This window comes from Massilia sp. CFBP9026, assembly GCF_034045165.1.
Classification (GTDB): Bacteria; Pseudomonadota; Gammaproteobacteria; order Burkholderiales; family Burkholderiaceae_D; genus Telluria; species Telluria arenae.
Map to the genome: position 1 here is coordinate 77,308 of NZ_JAXCWH010000009.1, position 19,837 is coordinate 97,144.

Annotated in this window: 18 protein-coding genes; 6 read left to right on the forward strand and 12 right to left on the reverse strand. The window is 65.2% G+C overall.

The genetic code is table 11. The features are described from left to right. Window positions 1-253: 253 nt before the first annotated feature. The 4 genes from SOM28_RS20865 to SOM28_RS20880 form a co-directional block, all read right to left on the reverse strand. Window positions 254-2,080 carry a glycoside hydrolase family 15 protein gene (locus SOM28_RS20865; RefSeq protein ID WP_320469315.1) on the reverse strand — a complete coding sequence of 609 codons (1,827 nt, stop codon included), beginning with the start codon at window positions 2,078-2,080 and terminating at the stop codon, window positions 254-256. Continuing rightward, entirely contained in the window at window positions 2,077-2,853 is a 777-nt protein-coding gene (gene otsB / locus SOM28_RS20870; protein WP_320469316.1) for a trehalose-phosphatase, read from the reverse strand. The genes SOM28_RS20865 and otsB overlap by 4 nt, the downstream gene beginning before the upstream one ends. Next, entirely contained in the window at window positions 2,850-5,102 is a 2,253-nt protein-coding gene (locus SOM28_RS20875; protein WP_320469317.1) for an alpha,alpha-trehalose-phosphate synthase (UDP-forming), read from the reverse strand. Before SOM28_RS20875 ends, otsB begins: the two co-directional genes overlap by 4 nt. A 125-nt stretch (window positions 5,103-5,227) precedes the next feature. Next, window positions 5,228-5,767, reverse strand: a complete 540-nt coding sequence (locus tag SOM28_RS20880; RefSeq protein ID WP_320469318.1) for a hypothetical protein — start codon at window positions 5,765-5,767, stop codon at window positions 5,228-5,230. Window positions 5,768-5,891: 124 nt separating this feature from the next. On the opposite strand from SOM28_RS20880, the gene SOM28_RS20885 reads away from it, so the two are divergent. The 3 genes from SOM28_RS20885 (at window position 5,892) to SOM28_RS20895 (ending at window position 7,719) form a co-directional block, all read left to right on the forward strand. After that, window positions 5,892-6,362, forward strand: coding sequence for a hypothetical protein (locus tag SOM28_RS20885; protein ID WP_320469319.1), 471 nt, complete (start codon window positions 5,892-5,894; stop codon window positions 6,360-6,362). Between the two features lie 57 nt (window positions 6,363-6,419). Further along, entirely contained in the window at window positions 6,420-6,794 is a 375-nt protein-coding gene (locus SOM28_RS20890) for a hypothetical protein (RefSeq protein WP_320469320.1), read from the forward strand. A gap of 418 nt (window positions 6,795-7,212) precedes the next feature. Continuing rightward, entirely contained in the window at window positions 7,213-7,719 is a 507-nt protein-coding gene (locus SOM28_RS20895; RefSeq protein WP_320469321.1) for a host attachment protein, read from the forward strand. Window positions 7,720-7,776: 57 nt separating this feature from the next. Here the strand turns inward: SOM28_RS20895 and SOM28_RS20900 are convergent, their stop codons facing one another. Further along, entirely contained in the window at window positions 7,777-8,526 is a 750-nt protein-coding gene (locus SOM28_RS20900; RefSeq protein ID WP_123068548.1) for an SDR family NAD(P)-dependent oxidoreductase, read from the reverse strand. 154 nt (window positions 8,527-8,680) lie between these two features. Between SOM28_RS20900 and SOM28_RS20905 the strand changes: the two genes are divergently transcribed. Further along, on the forward strand, window positions 8,681-9,586 hold the full coding sequence (locus SOM28_RS20905; protein WP_320469322.1) for a LysR family transcriptional regulator: 906 nt from the start codon (window positions 8,681-8,683) through the stop codon (window positions 9,584-9,586). 45 nt (window positions 9,587-9,631) lie between these two features. Next, entirely contained in the window at window positions 9,632-10,174 is a 543-nt protein-coding gene (locus tag SOM28_RS20910) for a hypothetical protein (protein WP_320469323.1), read from the forward strand. Here SOM28_RS20910 and SOM28_RS20915 read toward each other — a convergent pair. The 6 genes from SOM28_RS20915 to SOM28_RS20940 all read right to left on the reverse strand — a co-directional run bounded on the left by SOM28_RS20915 (window position 10,155) and on the right by SOM28_RS20940 (window position 16,649). Further along, window positions 10,155-13,472: a DEAD/DEAH box helicase gene (locus tag SOM28_RS20915; RefSeq protein WP_414675190.1), complete on the reverse strand. Its 3,318-nt coding sequence runs from the start codon at window positions 13,470-13,472 to the stop codon at window positions 10,155-10,157. The two genes, SOM28_RS20910 and SOM28_RS20915, sit on opposite strands and share 20 nt — an antisense overlap. A 58-nt stretch (window positions 13,473-13,530) precedes the next feature. After that, on the reverse strand, window positions 13,531-13,944 hold the full coding sequence (locus SOM28_RS20920; protein WP_123068552.1) for a YgiW/YdeI family stress tolerance OB fold protein: 414 nt from the start codon (window positions 13,942-13,944) through the stop codon (window positions 13,531-13,533). A 108-nt stretch (window positions 13,945-14,052) separates the two neighbouring features. Then, complete coding sequence (locus tag SOM28_RS20925; RefSeq protein WP_320469325.1) at window positions 14,053-14,262, reverse strand: hypothetical protein; 210 nt, start codon at window positions 14,260-14,262, stop codon at window positions 14,053-14,055. A gap of 62 nt (window positions 14,263-14,324) precedes the next feature. Continuing rightward, entirely contained in the window at window positions 14,325-15,689 is a 1,365-nt protein-coding gene (locus tag SOM28_RS20930; protein WP_320469326.1) for an ATP-binding protein, read from the reverse strand. Next, window positions 15,679-16,344 (reverse strand): response regulator transcription factor, encoded by a 666-nt coding sequence (locus SOM28_RS20935; RefSeq protein WP_320469327.1) that lies wholly within the window; start codon window positions 16,342-16,344, stop codon window positions 15,679-15,681. Before SOM28_RS20935 ends, SOM28_RS20930 begins: the two co-directional genes overlap by 11 nt. Window positions 16,345-16,439: 95 nt before the next feature. After that, entirely contained in the window at window positions 16,440-16,649 is a 210-nt protein-coding gene (locus SOM28_RS20940) for a hypervirulence associated TUDOR domain-containing protein (protein ID WP_123068556.1), read from the reverse strand. A 215-nt stretch (window positions 16,650-16,864) separates the two neighbouring features. Here SOM28_RS20940 and SOM28_RS20945 point away from each other — a divergent pair, with 215 nt between their 5' ends. Next, window positions 16,865-18,109: a DUF819 family protein gene (locus SOM28_RS20945; RefSeq protein WP_123068557.1), complete on the forward strand. Its 1,245-nt coding sequence runs from the start codon at window positions 16,865-16,867 to the stop codon at window positions 18,107-18,109. Window positions 18,110-18,147: 38 nt separating this feature from the next. On the opposite strand, the gene SOM28_RS20950 is transcribed toward SOM28_RS20945, so the two are convergent. After that, a complete protein-coding gene (locus SOM28_RS20950) occupies window positions 18,148-19,665 on the reverse strand; it encodes a BCCT family transporter (RefSeq protein WP_320469328.1) in 1,518 nt (505 codons plus the stop codon). Window positions 19,666-19,837: the final 172 nt, after the last annotated feature.

Consider the following 19,837-nt stretch of genomic DNA (forward strand, 5'->3'; position numbering starts at 1 on the left):
TGTCAACGGCGTTATGTTTCCTGGTGGATAATTTTTTGACCAGGAAATTATACATCAAGCAATCTGATACGATTTTCAATCGTGCGTTCCTATCGGAAAGCCCAACACCCCCTCCCAGCCCCACCGGATGCGGCCTCAAGGCGTAAAGACACCTGCGATACTACCGCATCCGTTAAAAATAAAATAAGCGATTTTTGTGGTCAATAGCACAACCATACCGTGGTTGCGCCATTGATAACTTGACCATACCCCGCTACACGACGCTATTCCACGACTTCGACAGACGCATGGCGCAGTTGATCAGGCCAACCATCGAATACGTCTGCGGGAAGTTGCCCCACATTTCACCGGTGACCGGATGCGTGTCTTCCGACAGCAGCCCCAGGTGGTTGCGCGCCGCCAGCATGGCCTCGAACACCTCGCGCGCTTCCTTCGTGCGCCCGATCCGCGCCAGCGCGTCGATGCGCCAGAAAGTACAGATATTGAAAGCGGTCTCGGGTACGCCGAAATCGTCCGGCGCCTCGTAGCGGCGCATATAAGGGCCGTCGCACAGCGATTTTTCCAGCGCGTCGACGGTGGCGACGAAGCGCGGATCTTTCGGATCGATGAAATTGATCTCGGCCATCAGGAGCACGCTGGCGTCCAGGTCGCGTCCGCCCAGGCTTTCGGCGAAGGCCTGGCGCTCTTCGCTCCAGGCTTCGGCCAGCAGGCGATTGCGGATCAGTTCGGCGCGCTCGGCCCAGTAGGCGGCGCGGTCCGGCAACTCCAGCACGTCGGCGATCTTGGCCAGGCGATCGCAGGCGGCCCAGTTCATCAGCACCGACGAGGTGTGCACGCGGGCCCGGGTGCGCAGCTCCCACATGCCGGCGTCCGGCTCGGCCCACACGCGGAAGGCTTGCTCGCCGACCGCCTCCAGCAGGCGGAACTCGGGAAGGCCTGCGCGGCGGAACAGGCGGTGGTCGAAGAAGGCCTGGGCTGCGCCGAGCACGATATTGCCGTACACATCGTGCTGGAAGTGTTCTTGCGCCTGGTTGCCGATGCGCACCGGGCGGTGGTTGCGGTAGCCGGGCAGGTGCTCGACGATCGATTCCGGCAACTGCTCCTCGAGGCCGATGCCGTACAGCGGCTGGATGTGCCCGCCCTTGGCGCGCGCCACCACATTGCCCAGCCAGCGCAGGTAGTCTTCCATGGTGCCGACCTCGGACAGGCTGTTCAGGGCCCGGATCACGAAGAAGGCGTCACGCAGCCAGCAGAAGCGGTAATCCCAGTTGCGCTCGCTGCCCGGGGCTTCCGGGATGCTGGTGGTCATGGCGGCGATGATGGCGCCGGTGTCCTCGAACAGCGACAGTTTCAAGGTGATCGCGGCGCGGATCACGACGTCCTGCCATTCGAGCGGCAGCGCCAGGCGGCGGGTCCAGGTGCGCCAGTAGCCGATCGTTTCTTTCTCGAAGCGGTGGGCGGTGTCCTTGATGCCGTCGGCCAGGGTCTCGTCCGGTCCCAGCATGAAGTTCATCGGCCGGTCGAGCAGGAAGAACGATTCGGACAGCACGTAGCTGAGCGAGGCGTCGGTGTTCAGGCGCAGCGTCTGGTCCGGTCCGACGTAGCGGATGTGGTGGCTGCCCTGGGTGACCTCGGGCTTTTTCGCGCCATATTCAAAGCGCGGCCGCAGCTTGATGCGCACGCGCACGCCGGCGCCGAGCGGTTTCACGCGCCGGATCAGCATCAGGGGCCGGAACATGCGGTCGCGGCTCAGGAAGCGCGGCGCGAAGTCGGTGATCTCGATGCCGTTGCCGGCCGCGTCGTACAGGCGCGTGCGCAGCACCGCCGTGTTCGGCTCATAGGCTTGCTCGCTGCGCACGACGTCCTCGAGCTCGATGCTCCACAGGCTGCCGTTCTCGCTCGGGTCGAGCAAGGCGTTGAACACCGGATCGCCGTCGAAGCGCGGCAGGCAGGACCACACCACGCGACCCATGCGGTCGATCATGGCGCTGAAGGCGCAATTGCCGACCACGCCACAATCGAGGGAGCCCGGCGCGTCGTGCACTGCGGTCGATGTGCACTCTGGGGAAATATCATTCATGCTGAATCCTTTCCTAAGGTTGACGTGGCGGCGGCGTGCGCCAGCGCATCGCGCACCGCCTGGCTCGATGCGATGCGGCAGCTGGCCACTGTCGGCCCCGGCCCGACCTTGAGGCCGATGCCGCCGACGCGCTCTACGTGATCGAAACCGGCTTCGTCGGTGGTGTCGTCGCCGATGAACAGCGCGCGATGACCGAGGAACGGCGCCTCGGCCAGGAAGTCGCGGACCGCCGTGCCCTTGCTGACGCCGGCGGCCTTGATCTCGACGATCATCTTGCCTTCCATCAGGAGCAAGCCCAGGCTGCTGCGCACCGCGTCCGCCATGGTCTCGACGCACAGCGCCTGCAGTTCCGGCGCCTGGCGATAATGCAGCGCCAGCGCGCCATGCTTTTCCTCGACCCAGAGGCCAGGATGGCGCGCCGCCAGCGCGTGGGCCTGGGTGCGCACCGCCGTGAAGTCGGGCGCCGGCAGTTGGCGCAGCACGCCGTCGAAGCCGCGCCGCTCCATGCCGTGCACGCCCGCGGCCGGCAGCACCAGCGGCGCCAGCAGCCGATCGAGTTCGGCGACGGGGCGGCCCGAGACGATGGCCAGCCGGCCGTCCAGCCGCGCTTGCAAGGTCGCGAGCGATGTCAGTAATTCGGGCGTGACGACCACTTGGTCCGGGCGCGGCGCGATGTCCACCAGCGTGCCGTCGAAATCGAGGAACAGGGCGCAGTCGGACGCGGCCAGCAGGTCCAGCGCCGACTGTTCGTTGGTCAGGATAGTTGAGCTCATGCGTCCCCCTTTCTCACCCGGTTCTGGCTCAGCGAATTGATCCTGGAGCGCACGCGCTCGCGCTGACGCAGGCGCGCCGCGTCCTGCAGCATGCGGCCGGCCCAGCGGTAGACGTTGAAGTCGCGCACCCGCAGGCGCATGGTGCGCATGCGTTCGCGCTGCTCGTCCTGCGGCATGCGCAGGGCGCGGTACAGCGCCTCGGCGCCCTCTTCGATGTGATACGGGTTGACGATCAGCGCCTCGTGCAGCTCGCGCGCGGCGCCGGTGAACTGGCTCAGGATCAGCACGCCCTGCTCGTCGTCGCGGGCGGCGATGAATTCCTTGGCCACCAGGTTCATGCCATCGTGCAGGCTGGTCACGCTGCACACCTCGGAAGCGCGGAAATACGTGCGCAATTGTGCTTGTTCATGGTGTTCGGTCTTGAGGATGATAGGCAGGTAACTGCCGCTGGAAAAGCGCTGGTTGATGCGCTGGGCCAGCGCGCGCACCCGCGCTTCGAAGTTCTGGTACTCGTCGAGCGAGGACCGGGTGGGCGCGGCGATCTGCACGAAGGTGAATTTGCCGACCATGTCCGGATGCAGCTCGAGCATGCGCTCGACCGCCTGGAAGCGCTCGACGATGCCCTTGGTGTAGTCGAGGCGGTCGACGCCGATGCCCAGCAACTGGTCGGCCGGCAGCGACAGCGCCTGGCGGATCTCGGCGCGGCAGGCCGCCACGTCGCACTCGCCCGGCGCCGGCTCGGGCCAGGCGATCGAGATCGGGTACGGCTTCACCTGGGTCAGCTCGTTTCCGTAGCTGACGGTCGAGGCCTCGTTCTCGATGCGGGTTTCGAGATAGCGGTCCACCGTGTCGAGGAAGTTCTTGCGGTGGAACGGCGTGTGGAAGCCGAGGATCGTGCTGCCCAGCATGCCGTCGAGGATTTCTTCGCGCCACGGGCAGATGCCGAACGATTCCGGATTCGGCCAGGGAATGTGCCAGAAGGTGATGATGGTGGCCTTCGGCAGCACCGCGCGCACCATGCGCGGCAGCAGCGCGAAGTGATAATCCTGGACCAGCACCACCGGGTTGTCGGAGCGCGCCTCCGCGATCACGGCGTCGGCGAAGCGCTGGTTGACCCTGACGTATTCGGCCCAGTCGGTCGAGCGGAACACCGGCCGCACGTGGGCGATATGGCATAGCGGCCACAAGCCCTCGTTGGCGAAACCATAGTAGTAGCCCTGCTCTTCTTCCTTCGACAGCCAGACCCGACGCAAGGTATAGCTCGGGTTCTCGGGCGGCACGCGCACATGGTCGTTGGCGTCGACCGTGTCGCGGTCGGCCGAGCCGGCGCCGTGCGCGATCCAGGTGCCGGAGCAGGCGCGCATCACGGCCTCGACCGCGGTCACCAGGCCGCTGGCCGGGCGCTGCACCTTGACGCCATTGGGCGTGTTCACGTGGATGTAGGGCTCGCGATTCGAGACCACCAGGATCTCGTCGCCCGCCAGGTCCTGGTTCAGCAGGGTCTTGAGCGTGTCGGCGCCCCAGGTCTGGGATTCGACGCCGCTGCCCTGCAGGTCGCGGTTGTATTCGTTGAGCAGGGCGCGCAGTTCGCTCGCCAGCGGCGCGATTTCCGGCGACATCGGCCCCGGTGGACGGGGCGACAACTCGCCGCGCAGCATCTCGCGCACGCCGTTGAGCCAGCCGTGCCAGCTCAGGTGGGCGATCAGTACGGTGATCAGGGAGATGGCGCCCGCCAGCACGACGAACAGGCCGATGATGTATTTCTTGGTGTCTTCGCTGCGCCGCTCGATGAAGCTCATGTCCTGCACCAGGATCAGGCGGCCGGCGGAGATGCCGTCCTGGGTCAGCTCGCGGCTCGAGACGTGGACCGGCCCGCGCGGCAGCTGCACGACGGGACTGGCGTCCTCGCCGTCCGCGCCCTGGCTGCAGCCGAGGGTCACCGGATAGGTATCGGTCTTGTACAGCAGCGTCCCGTCGGGCGTGCAGAAGGCGAGCGCATACAGGCGCTCGTCCTGGATCGCACGGCTGAACGCATCATTGATACGTGCCGAATCATCGTCCTCGAGGTAGTTGAGCAACGGTTGTTGCAAGGTACTCGAGACCAGCTGGGAACGCGTATCGAGGTCCCGTACGAACCAGCGTACGGTGAGATTTTCCATCCATGGAATCGCGAAATAACCGAACAGCGCCAGCACCAGGGCCAGCGGGACGATGAAGCGCATGGATAGTTGTACCGATCTGAACCGCATGAAGCTCCTTCAAGATGGGACGACGTCGCCGACCATTTGAGTATAGCTATTTGCAAATTATCACGTCGCAACGTTGCGCACTGCAACATGCGGCCAGATCGGCATGGCACTAGCGCCGTGGAAGTTTATCCCTGTATGCGCTGCAACACGAATTCGGCACGCGGCTTGGCGTGACGCTCCAGGCGATAGGTCAGGGTCTTGCCATCCTCGCTCAGGGTGACGGTCCAGACATTCGTTTCCGCACCGGGTACGAGGTCCGCGGTGTATTTATCGGCCAGGAAAGCCTGGGAGAGCGCGCTGCCGCCCTCTTTCGCCATGCCGCCGTACATCGTGACCTTGTGTGGCTTGCCGTCGGGGTAGCGGTGATCGTGGCGCAGTTCCAGCCCGGCTTGCGGACGGGTGAAGATCCAGGTGCGCGAACGGTCTTCGCCGACTTGCACCGGCATGCGGATATCCGCCGCGCTGCAATTGACTTGGGTCGAGATCTTCTTGCCGGCAAATTCATTGTTCGGGTCGACCGCATACGATTGCGCGCCTTCGAAGCGCTGGCCGCACATGCCTTGCAGCGTGGCCATGAATTGATCGCGCGAGTCGGCTGGCGACGGGGTGGCGGCGCAGCCGGCAATCAGGGTGGTCACGGCAAGGATCGGCAGGATGGCTTTCATGGGTTTCCAGGTTGTTATTGGAGGAATAGCAAGAGTAGCACGACGGCATCTACACAAATCGCTCTTGCTTTCTCACTTATATTCTTTGCACACTTACATTCCTGCATTCAAGATAGGCCTGCACATGCCCTTTTCCGATCGCCTGCGCCTCACCGGCGCCCTTCTCTTCGCCATCTCCGCAATGAGCCTATCCACATCGTCCAGCGCCACCACCATCCTCTTTGTCGGCAACAGCTTCACCTATGGCGCCGGCGCCCCGACGGTGAACGGCTTCCGGCCGCACACGGTAACCGACCTGAACGGCACGAAGATCGGTGGCGTCCCCGCGCTGTTCAAGGCGATGACGGAGCACGCGGGACTGGACTACGAAGTCAGCCTGGAGACGGAAGGCGGCGCCGGCCTCGACTTCCACTACAAGCAGCGCTTCGGTGTCATCGTGAAACCATGGGATGTCGTGCTACTGCAAGGCTATAGCACGCTGGACCAGGACGTTCCCGGCGATCCCGCCAAGCTGATCCATTACAGCGGCCTGCTGGCCCAGGCATTCCACAAGCAGAATCCGCAGGTTGACGTACGCCTGAGCGCGACTTGGTAGCGCGCCGACCAGACCTGGCTGGCAAGCGGCGCCTGGTACGGCAAGCCAATCTCGCAAATGGCGCTGGACGTGCGGCGCGGCCATGACGCGGCCCATGCCGCTTCCCGCTTCATTGACGGCGTGATCCCGGTTGGCGAAGCATGGAACCGTGCGATCTCCAGCGGCGTGGCCGCCGCCAATCCCTATCGCGCCATACCGGCCGGCCAGGTCAATCTATGGGGAGATGACGCCTATCATGGCAGCGTGTATGGCTATTATCTGGAGGCGCTGACCATCTTCGGCAGCGTGACCGGAGGCGATCCGCGCTCGCTCGGCGCCGGCGATGCGATCGCACGTGAGATCGGCATCGACGCGCATACCGCCGCTGCACTGCAGGGCATCGCGGCGAAACAGCTGGCTTCTAAAAAAATCCTCGAAGCGGCCTTGCCCTGACGCTTGAAATCCGGGCACAAAAGAAAACGCCACCTCGACGGTGGCGTTTTCTTTTGTGCGACCGACACGCGTCAGCCGAAGATGAAATACAGAATGACGAGCACGACGGCAGGAATACCCAGCAGCCAACCAATGAAATATTTACCCATGATTTACTCCTCTCACATGCTTGTTGTCGATGGGTTCATGATGCCGGGCATGAGCACAATGGTCAGTTAGGTACTGCACATCCCAAGAGAAATTGATTGCGGCCTTGTTTCAACAGCGCAAGACGCGCACGCCAGAGAAGTCGGTGCGCCGGGCATTTTCATGCAGGGCTATACTGAATCATCACTTGTCGCCATGCAGAAGTCCTGGCTCAACATTATCGGGACGATGTTGCGGGCGATTTCATCACACCATTTTTACAGGGGGTAATATGCCAACAACCTGGACGATCGCAGCCAATGCCGGCCGTGCACGCATTTTTTCCGACGCCGATAACGCGGCATCCTTGAAAGAGGTCGAAGACCTGGTCAATCCGGCCGCGCAACAGCGCGTGCTGGACATCGTCACTGACAAGATGAGCCCGCGTTCCGCGCAGAATAGCGGCCACAATATCGGCGGCGGACAAGGTGGCGGATTCCAGCACGCCGCGCCTGCCGGCGCACAGGGCAACGATTACCAGCCTGCCGTCACGCCGGCCGAGCACGAGACCCAGAAATTTGCCAAGGATGTGTCGAACTACCTGCAGCAGGCACACCAGGCCGGCCGCTTCCAGCAACTGGTGATCTCGGCCTCGCCCGAGTTCCTGGGCGTTCTGCGCACGCAAATCGATCCGCAACTCAAATCGCTGATCAGGCGCGAAGTCAACAAGGACTATACGCACTCGAACGGCCAGGAGCTGCGCGCGCAGCTCGACGCGCACCAGGACAAATCGGCGTAAGCCCGCGTCGCGCCAGATGAAAGGCCCGCCCTGGTGGCGGGCCTTTTGCATGGCGCCTCAGACCTGCACCATCCCGCCATCGACAAACAGCTCGATGCCGTTGATGTAGCTGGCGGCGCTGGACGCCAGGAAGGTCACGGCCTTGCCGATTTCTTCCGGCTCGCCCAGGCGCCCCATCGGCACTTGCGCGGCCAGGTGGTCGAACAGGCCCTGGCGGCTCGCATCGTCGACCAGGCCGCCCAGGCCCGGGGTGCGGATCGGGCCGGGGCTGATGACGTTCACGCGGATGCCACGATCCTTCAGGTCCATCGCCCACGAGCGGGCGAAGTTGCGCACCGCTGCCTTGCTCGCGCTGTAGACACTGAAGCCGGGCGTGCCCTGCACCGAGGTAGTCGACGCGGTGAGGACGATCGCGCCGCCGTCCACCAGCAGCGGCAGCGCCTTCTGTACCGTGAACAGCACGCCGCGCACATTGGTCGCGAAGATGCGGTCGAAGTGGTCTTCGGTGATGGCCCCGAGCGGCATCATGTCGCCGCCGCCGGCATTGGCGAACAGGATGTCGAGGCGGCCCGCGTCGCGTGCGATCTGCGCATACACTTTATCCAGGTCCGTCAGGCTCGAAGCATCGGCGCGGATGCCGGTGGCGGCCGGGCCGATGGCCTCGACCGCGGCGTCCAGTTCGTTCTGGCGCCGGCCAGTGACATAGACGCGTGCGCCCTGGGCCGCGAATTCGCGCGCCGTCGCCAGGCCGATGCCCGAGGTGCCGCCGGTGACGAGGGCGATCTTGCCGTTCAATTGGGTGTTCATGGTAGGTCCTTTCAGTGATGGAGCGGTTCGTTGGTGCCTGTCGCGTATCGAAGGCATGGATGAACTTTAGCGGCCGTCTGTTTATTGATAAATCCTGAAAAGTGAAATACATTATTTACGCACGTAGATAATGCGGATGCTTGAAAGGACACCCTTGGACCAATTGCTCGCCATACGCGCCTACGGTCGCGTGGTCGAAGCCGGCAGCTTTACCCGCGCCGCCGATTCGCTGAACATGCCGAACGCCACCTTGAGCAAGCTGGTGCGCGAACTGGAAACGCACCTGGGCGTGCGGCTGCTGCAGCGGACCACGCGCCGCGTCACCGTCACGCCCGAGGGCCGCGATTACTACGAGAAGACGGTGCGCATCCTGGCCGACCTGGAAGAGATCGATACCTCGTTCGACGTCGCGCGGGCCAGGCCGCGCGGCCAGCTGCGCATCGACATCGGCTCGTCGACGGCCAGCGACGTCCTGCTGCCGGCGCTGCCCGAATTCCTCGCGCGCTATCCCGACATCCGGATCGAGCTCGGCGTGTCGGACCGGGCGGCGGACCTGATCGCCGACAACGTCGACTGCGTCATCCGCGGCGGCGGGCTGAACGACTCGTCGCTGGTGGCGCGCAGCATCGGCCGGGCCACGATGGTGACCTGCGCCGCGCCGTCCTACCTGAAGCAGTTCGGCACGCCGGCCTATCCGGACGAACTGAAAAACGGCCATCGTCTGGTCAGCTATGTCCTGACCTCGAATGGCCGCGCCCTTCCATTCAGGTTCGCGCGCGGCGGCGAGAGCGTGGAAATCAAGGTAGAGCACCGTGTCGGCATCAATGAAAGCAATGCGCACCTGGCGGCCGCCGTGGCCGGGCTGGGCATCGTCCAGACCTTCAGCTATTGCGCCGGCAAGCACCTGCGGGATGGATCGCTGGTCGAGATCCTTGCCGACTGGCGCCCGGACGGCTTTCCCTTCCATGTGGTCTATCCGCAGAACCGCCACCTGACGCAGCGCCTGCGGGTGTTCATCGACTGGCTGACGGAGAGCTTTGCGCAGCGTGTCAGTGGATGAGCGGCTGCGGTTGCCGGTGATGATGCTCTGCGGTACTCTTTCCGCATGCACATCAGTGAACAACCAACCCACACGCTGGACCTGCGCGTGCGCGAGCTGCAGCAACTGTTCAACTCGCTCGACCCGGCGCCTTTCCTGAACAAGGACCTCGACCACGCCTGCGAGGCGTATATCGAGAACTGGGCGCTATCGCTGCCGCCGGCCAGCCTCTTGCACCTGAACATCCACGTCGCGCAGTTGCCGCCGGTGGGACAGGCCGGCGACATGGTCGCGGACGCGATCCACAACTACTATGGCTACAAGGTGGAATTGGTGCGCGGCGAACTGACGCAGCTGCTGCGCCAGGGCCGGATCAGCCTGGCGATCGGCCTGGCTTTCGTCGTCAGCTGCCTGTTGCTGGCGGCGGCCATCGAGACGTTTTCCAGCGGGCACTTCGCCAGGATCGCGCGCGAAAGCCTGACCATCATCGGCTGGGTGGCGATGTGGCGGCCGGCGCAAATCTTCCTGTACGACTGGTGGCCGTTGACGGGCCGCATCAAGGTGTTCGAGAACCTGCGCTTCGCGCGCGTCAGCGTGGTGCAGGACTAGCATCCAGGGAGAAGATGGCGCGCAGATCATCCGCCTGCAGGCCCGGCGCAAGTTCCGTCTCTTCCTCATTGCTTAGCACCGCATTGGCCAGCTCGCCCTTGCGGCGCTGCAGTTCCTGGATTTTTTCTTCCAGCGTGCCGCGCGCGATCAGCTTGTAAACGAACACCGGCTGCCGCTGGCCGATGCGCCAGGCGCGGTCGGTGGCCTGGTTTTCGCTGGCCGGGTTCCACCAGGGATCGTAATGGATGACGGTGTCGGCCGCCGTCAGGTTGAGCCCCACCCCGCCGGCCTTCAGGCTGATCAGGAATACCCCGACCTGCCCCTGCTGGAAGGCGGCGACCTGGGCGGCGCGGTCGAGCGTGCTGCCGGTGAGCTCGACGAAATCGGTGCCGCGCTCGCGCAAGGCCGCACCGACCAGCGCCAGCATGCTGGTGAACTGCGAGAACACCAGCACCTTGCGGCCTTCGCTGGTCAGAGTGTCGAGCAACTCCATCAGCGTATCGAGCTTGGCCGAGCCGGTCGCGCTCGCAGGCTCGATCAGGCGTGGATCGCAGCACACCTGGCGCAGCTTGAGCAAGGCCTCCAGGATCACGATATGGCTGCGCGCCAGGCCCTTGCGGTCGATCTCGGCCCGCACCTTGCGGTCCATCGCCACCCGCACCGTCTCGTACAGGTCGCGCTGCGCGCCCCCCAGCTCGACCGGCAGCACGATCTCGGTCTTGGGCGGCAATTCGGTGGCCACCTTGTCCTTGGTCCGGCGCAGCATGAAAGGTTTGACGCGGCGCGCCAGGAATTCCTTGCGCTGCACGTCGTTCCCCTGCTCGATCGGCTTGCGGTAATCGGCCTTGAAGGATTTTTCGTCGCCCAGCAGGCCCGGCATCAGGAAGTTGAACTGCGACCACAGTTCTCCCAAATGGTTCTGCACCGGCGTGCCGGTCAGGCACAGGCGATGGCGGGCATCGAGCAGGCGCGCCGTCTGCGCGGCCTTGGTGCGGCTGTTCTTGACGTACTGCGCTTCATCCAGGATCAACAGGTGGTAGCGGTGCCGGCGCAGCGCGTCTTCGTCGCGGCCCAGCAAGGCATAGGTGGTCAGCACCAGGTCGTGTTCGCCGATGGCGTCGAACTGCTCCGCGCGCTCCTTGCCGTGCAGGAGCAGCACCCGCAGGCCGGGCGCGAAGCGCGCGGCTTCGGCCTGCCAGTTCGGCATCAGGCTGGTTGGCGCCACCACCAGGGCCGGCGCATCGAGCCGCCCCGCCTCTTTCTCGAACAGGATGTGGGCCAGGGTCTGGACGGTTTTACCCAATCCCATGTCGTCGGCCAGGATGCCGCCGAAGCCGTATTCGCGCAAAAACTGCAGCCAGGCCAGGCCGCCCAGCTGATAGGGACGCAAGGATGCCTGCAAGCCCGTCGGCGGCGCGACAGCCTGGATGCCGCCGAAGCTGTCGAGCTTGCGGCCCAGTTCGCGCAGGCGCTCGCCGCCGATCCAGCGCAGCCGCGCGGCGCGCTCCAGTTCGGCCAGGCGCGCGGCGTCCATGGCCGGCAGGCGCACCCCTTTGCCCAGGCGCTCGCCGAAATACAGCTCGCCCAGCGTGGCCAGGATCGGCTTGACGCGGCCCCAGGGCAGGGCGACGCGCTCGTAGGTATACAGCTCGACGATCAGCGCGTCCTCTTCACCGCGCGCGGCCAGCGCCGGCGCGGCGAAATCGCGCGGCGCGGCGCGCACCATCTGCACCAGCAGGGGCAACAGCGCATGGCGCTCACCACCGACGACGATGCCGAGCTCCAGCGAGAACCAGGCGTTGCCGCCCTCGCCTTCTTCGTCGAGTTCGGCGTACCAGTCGTCGACCTGCGCCAGGTCGAAGCGATAGTCGCCTTCCATCTCGATCTGCCAGCCGGCGGCCTGCAGACGCGGGATGTCCCGGCGCGCGAAGCTTACCCAGGCGGCTTCGTCCGCGAGCATGAGCGCATGCGGAAAGTCTTCCAGCGGCGAGTCGGCCGGCGGCTTGTAAAAGCCGAGTCCGGCCAGGAGGTCGGCGGCGGTGGCTTCGGCGGCATGGTCACGTTCGATGAGCTGGACCACGCCGTCCTGAACTGCACGAAGCACTGGTTCATCGACGTCTTCGGTGGACTGGCCGTCGTACTCAAAGGTCAGCAATGCGTAGTCTTGCCAGAGCTCGTTGCGGCCCCAGCCCAAGTCCATGCTGTCGAGCAGCAGGCAGGGCGTCGGGGCGATATCCTTGCGGACCCGGGTCTCGATGGCCTGCGGCGGCGGCACGAGGCGTTCCAGCCCCAGCTCGGCCAGGCGCGCAGCCATGCTGGCGCGCTGCTCGGGCTGCAGGCGCGGCGCCTGGGAGACCAGGTTAAGCAGGGATGTCGGCGGCAGCGCCGCCAGGGCGTCAGGCAGCGCCAGCTCGCCGAGCATGTAGTCGTGCACGTACAGGGGCGGATCGGTAGGCAGCACGCCGATCGGGGTATCAATATCCCGGCAGAACCAGTCGAGCCGGACGGCGTCGTCGCCAAAGGACGAACGCCAGCCGAGCGTGGCTTCGCGGCGCGGACCGGGACGCAGGTAATAGAACTTGTTGCGCCGGAGGTCATCGTCGGACCACGCCAGCAGCAGCCGTTCCTCGGCGCACAGGCGCGTTACCAGGCGTGCGCCAACCGCCCCCGACGCCGCGGCGTCGCTCGCAACCAGGCCGCCCGCCTGCAGCGCTGCAAACTGGCGCAGCAGTTCTTCATCGCCAGGATCGCGCGACGCCGGCAGTGCGCGCAGCAAGGCATGGACATCGTGGATCGGTGTGGTGCCGCTGATGTCGCCGTTCTTGCGCAAGCGCGCGCGGCGCAGGTGCAGGCGCGGCGCGCCGCCGGCCGGATCCGGGGTCAGCGTCCAGGCCAGCTTGAAGGAAGCGCCTTCGGTTGCCGTGGCTTTCGCCGGGGGCGCCTGCGACAGCCCCGCCATCTGCTGCAGCCAGTCCTCGGCGCGCGCCGCGATGGCCGCCGGCGACTGCGCCATCTCGCGCCGGTAGCGTTCGAGCTCGGCAAGCAGCACCGCCACCACGTGCTTGCAGTTGTAGCTCATGGGACAGCTGCAACTGCCCTGGAAATCGATGCCGCCACGGCCCGACTTGAAGCGGATGGTCTGGCGGTACAGCTCGCCGCCGCTGCCGCCGACTTCGCCGATCAGCGTGTCGCCGTCGCGGCGCGCGGTGCGCACCTTGCCCTTGCGCGCGACGTCTTCTCCGCGCTGCAGGGTGCCGGCGTCGAAGTTGCGGGTCAGGTCGGCATGGTCGTAGTACATGGGCGGCATGGCGTGACGGTCAAACCGCCATTATCGCCCACGCCGCCCACCGCAGAGCTTAGTTGCTCACGACCTTGATCTGCTCGACGTCCAGCTTCGATTCGCCGAACATCTCCTTGTCGAACTCGCCGGTCAGCTCGACCGTGGTGTTGTGGTCGACCTTCACGCCTTGCGGGAAGCGGTCGGCGTCGATCTCGACGGTGATCTTGCCGCTGGCGTCGGTGAACTCGTAGTCCTCGTCGCCCTTGTGGCTGGTCAGCTTGCCTTTCAGACGCACGTACTGGTCGTCCTTGCCCTTGGCCTGCAAGTCTTTCGCCGTCATCAGCGGGGCGCCCGACGGGCCGGTGTAGCCCGAGACCGGCTTGACATCGACCGCCGCGCCGGGCGGCGCATCGGCGATATTCTGTGCGGCAGTAATACCCGAAGCGGCGAGCAGCGCGGCGATGCAGGAGATCTGGAAGATGCGTTTCATGGTCGGTCCTTTGTCTTGGTCTGTTGGGTTTGCCTGCACTGCTTGGCAGGCACAGGCGCATTACAACGGCCGGACATTAAACCGATCTTAAGAAGGCTGATGACTGGCTCAGGACGCATCGTCCCGGCGGTCCTCCTTCCGCACAAGGGGTCCGATGCGTTTCTTCTTCTTTTTCACGACGACGGCCTGCTCCTGCGCCGGCTTGGTAGCCGGCGGCGGGGCGACCGGTAATGGAAAGCCCAGGAAAGCCATCACGAAAAAGATCGGCAGAAGAACGTAAAACAGGGGCCGCTTCCAGTTCAGTTTCTGTTTTAGCATGCCCAGCACATAATGCCGAGTTGGCGCAATACAAGTACCAATAGTTACCCAAAGTGGATAATCTATAAGGAGGGCAAGTCCAAAGTCACGCCCAGGCCACGGCCGTCGATCCCGGGCCCGAACGCCAGGTCAATGCCATGCAGGTCGGCGATGCGCTTGACGATCGACAGTCCCAGCCCGCTGCCCTGCTGCCCCTGCCCCAGCACGCGGAAGAAACGCTCGGTCAGGCGTTGGCGGCTCTGTGCATCGACGCCGGGGCCATCGTCGCGCACCGCGATGCGTGAGTGGCCGGCGTGCTGCACGGCCGCAATCTCGATCCGGCTGCCGTCCGGGCAGTAGCGCAGCGCATTGTCGACCAGGTTGCGCAGCACGATCTCGAGCATCTGCGGATCGGCCTGCACCTCGTTCACCTCGCAGCGCAGCGCCAGCGCGATGCCTCGCGCGGCCGCCTCTTGCGCATGCATGGCAGCCACGCGCTCGAACAGGGGCGGTAGCGGCACCGGCTGGCGCACCAGCTGTTCGCGCGCCAGCGGATCCAGGCGCGCCAGCGTCAGGAGGCTGTCGACCAGCGCCGTCAGGCGCGCGATGTCCTGGCGCAGCTTCTGGAATGGCGCGGCCAGCTCGGGATGCTGGCGCTGCAGCAGCTGCACGTGCATATGCAGGCCCGCCAGCGGCGTGCGCAGCTCGTGGGCGGCATCGGCGGTGAAGCGGCGCTCGGCCTGCAGGGCCGCGTCCAGCCGTCCCAGCACGCCATTCAACGCTTGGACGATCGGCAGCACCTCGCGCGCCTGACCCGCGGTCGGGACCTGGGCCAGGTCGTCGGGCGTCTTGGCCGCGATGCTGGTGGCGGTGCGGCGCAAGGGCTTCAAGACACGGCCGGTCAGGACCCAGCACACCAGCGCCAGCAGCAGCAAGAAGCCCAGCACGGGCAGCCACAGCGAATCGGCCAGTTCTTCCAGGATGTCATACCGCTTGTCGACCTGCTGGCCGACCTGCACCTCGAAGTTGCGGGCCTCGTCGCGCACCACGAACACGCGCCAGCGCTCGCCGTTCGCCAGCGCCTCGGCAAAGCCGTGGTCGTCGTCGAAGTTGGACACATAGGGCCGCAGCGGCGCATCGCCGGTACGCTGGATCACGCGGCCGTCGACCACGATCTGGTATTGCATGTCGACCTTGCGGCCATGTTCGCCGCTCGCTCCCGCCTGCGGCAGCAGGCCGCGTTCGTTCCAGTCGGTCGTCGCCGCCATGATCATGTAGCCCGACTCTTCGAGCGCGTCGTCGAACACCTCGTTGGTTTCCTGCCAGGCGATCACGGTGACGATGCCCAGGCTCGCGAGCCACAGCACGGTGCTGGCGGCCACGATGGCGGCCAGCAGGCGGCGCCGCAGCGACCATGGCGCGTCCGTGGCCACGGGCTTATTCGCCATCGTTCTTCAACCGGTAGCCCAGGCCGCGCACGGTGACGATGCTGTCGCCGCCAAGCTTCTTGCGCAGGTTGTGGATGTACACCTCGATCGCATTGCTTTCCACCTCGTCGCCCCAGCCGTACAGGGTTTCTTCGATCTGGGCACGGGTGACGATGGAATTCTTCCTCAATAGCAGCGCATACAGCACATTGTATTCACGCGCGGTCAGCGCGACCGGCTGGCCGGCCAGGGTGGCCTGTTTGGTGTCGAGGTTCAGGGCGATATCGGCGTGGCGCAACTCGTTGCTCACCTGGTTGGCGCCGCGCCGCACGGCGGCGCGGATGCGGGCCGACATCTCTTCGAGCTCGAAGGGCTTGACCAGGTAATCGTCGGCGCCCAGGTCCAGTCCCTCGACCCGGTCGGCCAGCGCATTGAAGGCGGTGATCAGGATCACGGGCACGCCGTTGCCGGCCTTGCGCAACTGCGCCAGCAGGTCGTCGCCGGACAGGCCGGGCAGCCCGCGGTCGAGCAGCACGCAGTCGTAATGGTGGGTCTTGAGGGCGGTGTCGGCGGAGTCGCCGCGCTGGACCCAGTCCACCGCGTGCTGGTCCAGGCGCAGCCAGGCCTGGATGGTTTCGCCAAGGGAGATATCGTCTTCGACCAACAGGATGCGCATGCGGGAGTCCGGCAACAGGGGAACGCCAGTATGGCGTAAACAACCCGCCGCCGAGCATGCCGCGCGAAGGTGAAGCGAATCTTAAGCGCAGTCCATCAAGCCTTCTTCAGCGATCCCGGCTTGTGCGCCGCCTCGGCCCCGGTCTTGTCGCTGGCGACCAGGTATTCCGGGTTGTCCTTCGATGCCGCCACGTGATGGCTCTTGATGTCGGTCGGCGTGGTCAGCTTCTTCTTGACCTTGCCCGTGACCGTGCCTTGCGACGACTTCCACTGCACCTTGTCGCCTGCCTTGAATGCCTGCGTCATGCCGCACCTCCGAAGTGACTGGATGAAGCGGTATTTCACCATACATCCGACGCCCGCACGCGACGTCAGCGGGACAAACCGGCGACAGGCCCGCCGAAGCGGGCAAGATATTTTGATGCCGTAAAGACATGATTTCTAAGGCAAAAAATGTAGAATGCGCCGTCCGCCCCCGTCGAGACGGGACAGCCATCTTCCTCCTTCACCTGGACCCACGAATGCAGAATGCTTCCCCGCTGGTCACCAACGATGCCGTCGTCCTCGGCATGCTGGCCGTCATCCTCGGCGCCGTCTTCTGGAGCGCTTCCCGCAAATCCGGTTTCTGGCACAAGTTCTATACCTATGTGCCGGCCCTGCTGCTGTGCTACCTGATCCCGGCGCTGCTCAACACCGCCGGCATCATCGACGGCAATGCCTCCGGCCTGTACCCGATGGCGCGCGACTACCTGCTGCCGACCGCGCTGGTGCTGCTGTGCGTGGCGATCGACTTCGGCGCCGTGCTGCGGCTCGGCCCCAAGGCCATCGTCATGTTCCTGACCGGCACCCTGGGCGTGATGCTGGGCGCCATCGTGTCCTTCGTCGCGATGGACTTCATCCATCCCGAGACCGTGGCCGGCGACACCTGGCGCGGCATGACCACCATCACCGGCGCCTGGATCGGCGGCGGCGCCAACCAGGCTGCGATGAAGGAAGTGTTCGAAGTCGACGCGACCCTGTTCGGCCAGTTCGTGGCGGTCGACGTGCTGGTCGCCAGCCTGTGGATGGCGGTGCTGCTGTTCCTGGCGGGACGGGCCCAGGCCTTCGACCGCTGGACCGGCGCCGATGTTTCCGCCATCACCGCGCTCAAGGACAGCATCGAGCATTACAAGGCAGAGCATGCGCGCATTCCCACGCTGACCGACGTGATGGTGGTGCTGGCCGTGGGCCTGGGCGCGACCGGCCTGTCGCATGCGCTGACCGGCCCCACCGTGGCCTGGATCTCGAGCCTGCCGGCCGAATGGCGGTTGCAGGACTACAGCCTGACCTCCAGCTTCTTCTGGATCGTGGTGTATGCCACCACCATCGGCCTGGTGCTGAGCTTTACCCGCGCGCGCAGCCTGGAAGGCGCCGGCGCCTCGACCATCGGCTCGGCCATGCTGTACATCCTGGTGGCGACCATCGGCATGCACATGGACCTGAACGCCCTGCTCGACCGCCCGTGGCTGTTCCTGCTGGGCCTGATCTGGATGGCGGTGCACGGCGGCCTGATGCTGCTGGTGGCCAAGCTGATCCGCGCGCCGCTGTTCTTCATGGCGGTCGGCTCGCAGGCCAATATCGGCGGCGCCGCCTCGGCGCCGGTGGTCGCCAGCGCCTTCCATCCGGCGCTGGCCCCGGTCGGGGTACTGCTGGCGGTGATCGGCTATGCGCTGGGCACCTACTGCGCCTACATCACCGGCCTGCTGCTGCGCGCGCTGGCCACGTAAGACTTTCGCGCGCCCCGTCCAGGGGCGCGCTTTCCTTCTTATTTTTCGACCATCTGGCGCATGCGGCGGCGCAGTTCGCGCTCGCGCTTCTCGTGCGCCGTCCAGTCCTCGCACACGGCACGGTGGAGCGAGACCATCATCAGCACGATCACCACCGTAAACGGCAGGGCGAACACGATGGTCGCCGTCTGCACCGCCTTCAGGCCGCCGGCCAGCAACAGGCTGATCGCGATGCCGGCCACCAGGGCGCCCCACATCAGCTTGGATTTGTTCGACGGGTTCGGATTGCCGCCGCTGCTCATCATGCCCAGCACCAGCACCGCCGAGTCGCCCGAGGTGACGAAGAAGATCAGCACCAGCACCGTGGCCACGGCCGACATGATGGTGCCGAACGGCAGCGCGTCGAACAGTGCGAACAGCGCGGTCGAGGTGTCGGCGCGCACCGCGTCCGAGATCGGGATGTGCTGCCAGATCTCCATGTGCAGCGCGGTGCCGCCGAAGATCGAGAACCAGACGAAGGCGGCCAGCGACGGCGCCAGCATGGTGCCGACGATGAATTCGCGGATCGTGCGGCCGCGTGAGACGCGCGCGATGAACAGGCCGACGAATGGCGACCAGGAGATCCACCAGGCCCAGTAGAAGATGGTCCAGCTGCCGACCCAGGTGCTGTCGCGGAACGGGGTGGCGCGCAGGCTCATGCGCACGAATTCGGTCGCGTAGCTGCCCAGGGTACTGGTCAGGGTGTCGATGATGGCGACCGTGGGGCCGACCAGGAACACCACCAGCGCCAAGAGGCCCGCCATGATCATGTTCACGTTCGACAGCAGCTTGACGCCGCGACCCACGCCGCTGATGGCCGAGGCCAGGAACATGGCGGTGGCGACCAGGATGATGCCGATCTGGGCCATGTCGCTCACTGCCAGCCCGAACACCTTGTCCAGGCCGCTGTTGATCTGCAGGGCGCCGACGCCGAGCGAGCCGGCCACGCCGAAGGCGGTGGCCACCACCGCCAGGCCGTTGAACAGGCCCGACATGCGCGCAAAAGCCTTCCACGGCAGCGCGCTGATGCTGCTGCTGACGAGGGCGCTGCCGCCGCGGCGGTACTGGAAGAAGGCGATGGCCAGCGCTACCGCGCTGTACACGGCCCACGGGTGTATGCCCCAGTGGAAGAAGGTGAAGCGCATCGCCACGCCCGCCGCTTCGGGCGTACCGGACACGGTGCCGGGCGGCGCATCGATGTAGTGCGAGATCGGCTCGGCCACGCCGAAGAACACCAGGCCGATGCCCATGCCGGCCGCGAACAGCATCGAGAACCAGCTGCCGATCGAGAATTCGGGCTCGTCGTCGTCGTCGCCCAGCTTGAGGTTGCCGTAGCGGCTAAATGCCAGGAACACGGCGAACACGACCATCCCCAGCACCATCCACAGGTAGAGCCAGCCGAAGTTGCGGGTGATCGAAGCGAGGGCCGTGTCGAACACCGACCCCATGGTGGCGGGCGAGATCACGCCCCATAAAACGATGGCAAGGATGAAACCCGCCGAGAGTGCTGTCTGCATGTGTTCTCCCGTAGACAGTAACGCGCGTCGGCGTTCTTATGTTATGAAACTATTCATCATTGTAAGTGATTTATTCACTTATTGCAGCGCAGCAGGACTTCTTGCGTAACGATCGATCTTATACTTTTTACACGAAAATGCATGTACAGTTGCGCAAGCTCATACTGTTGTC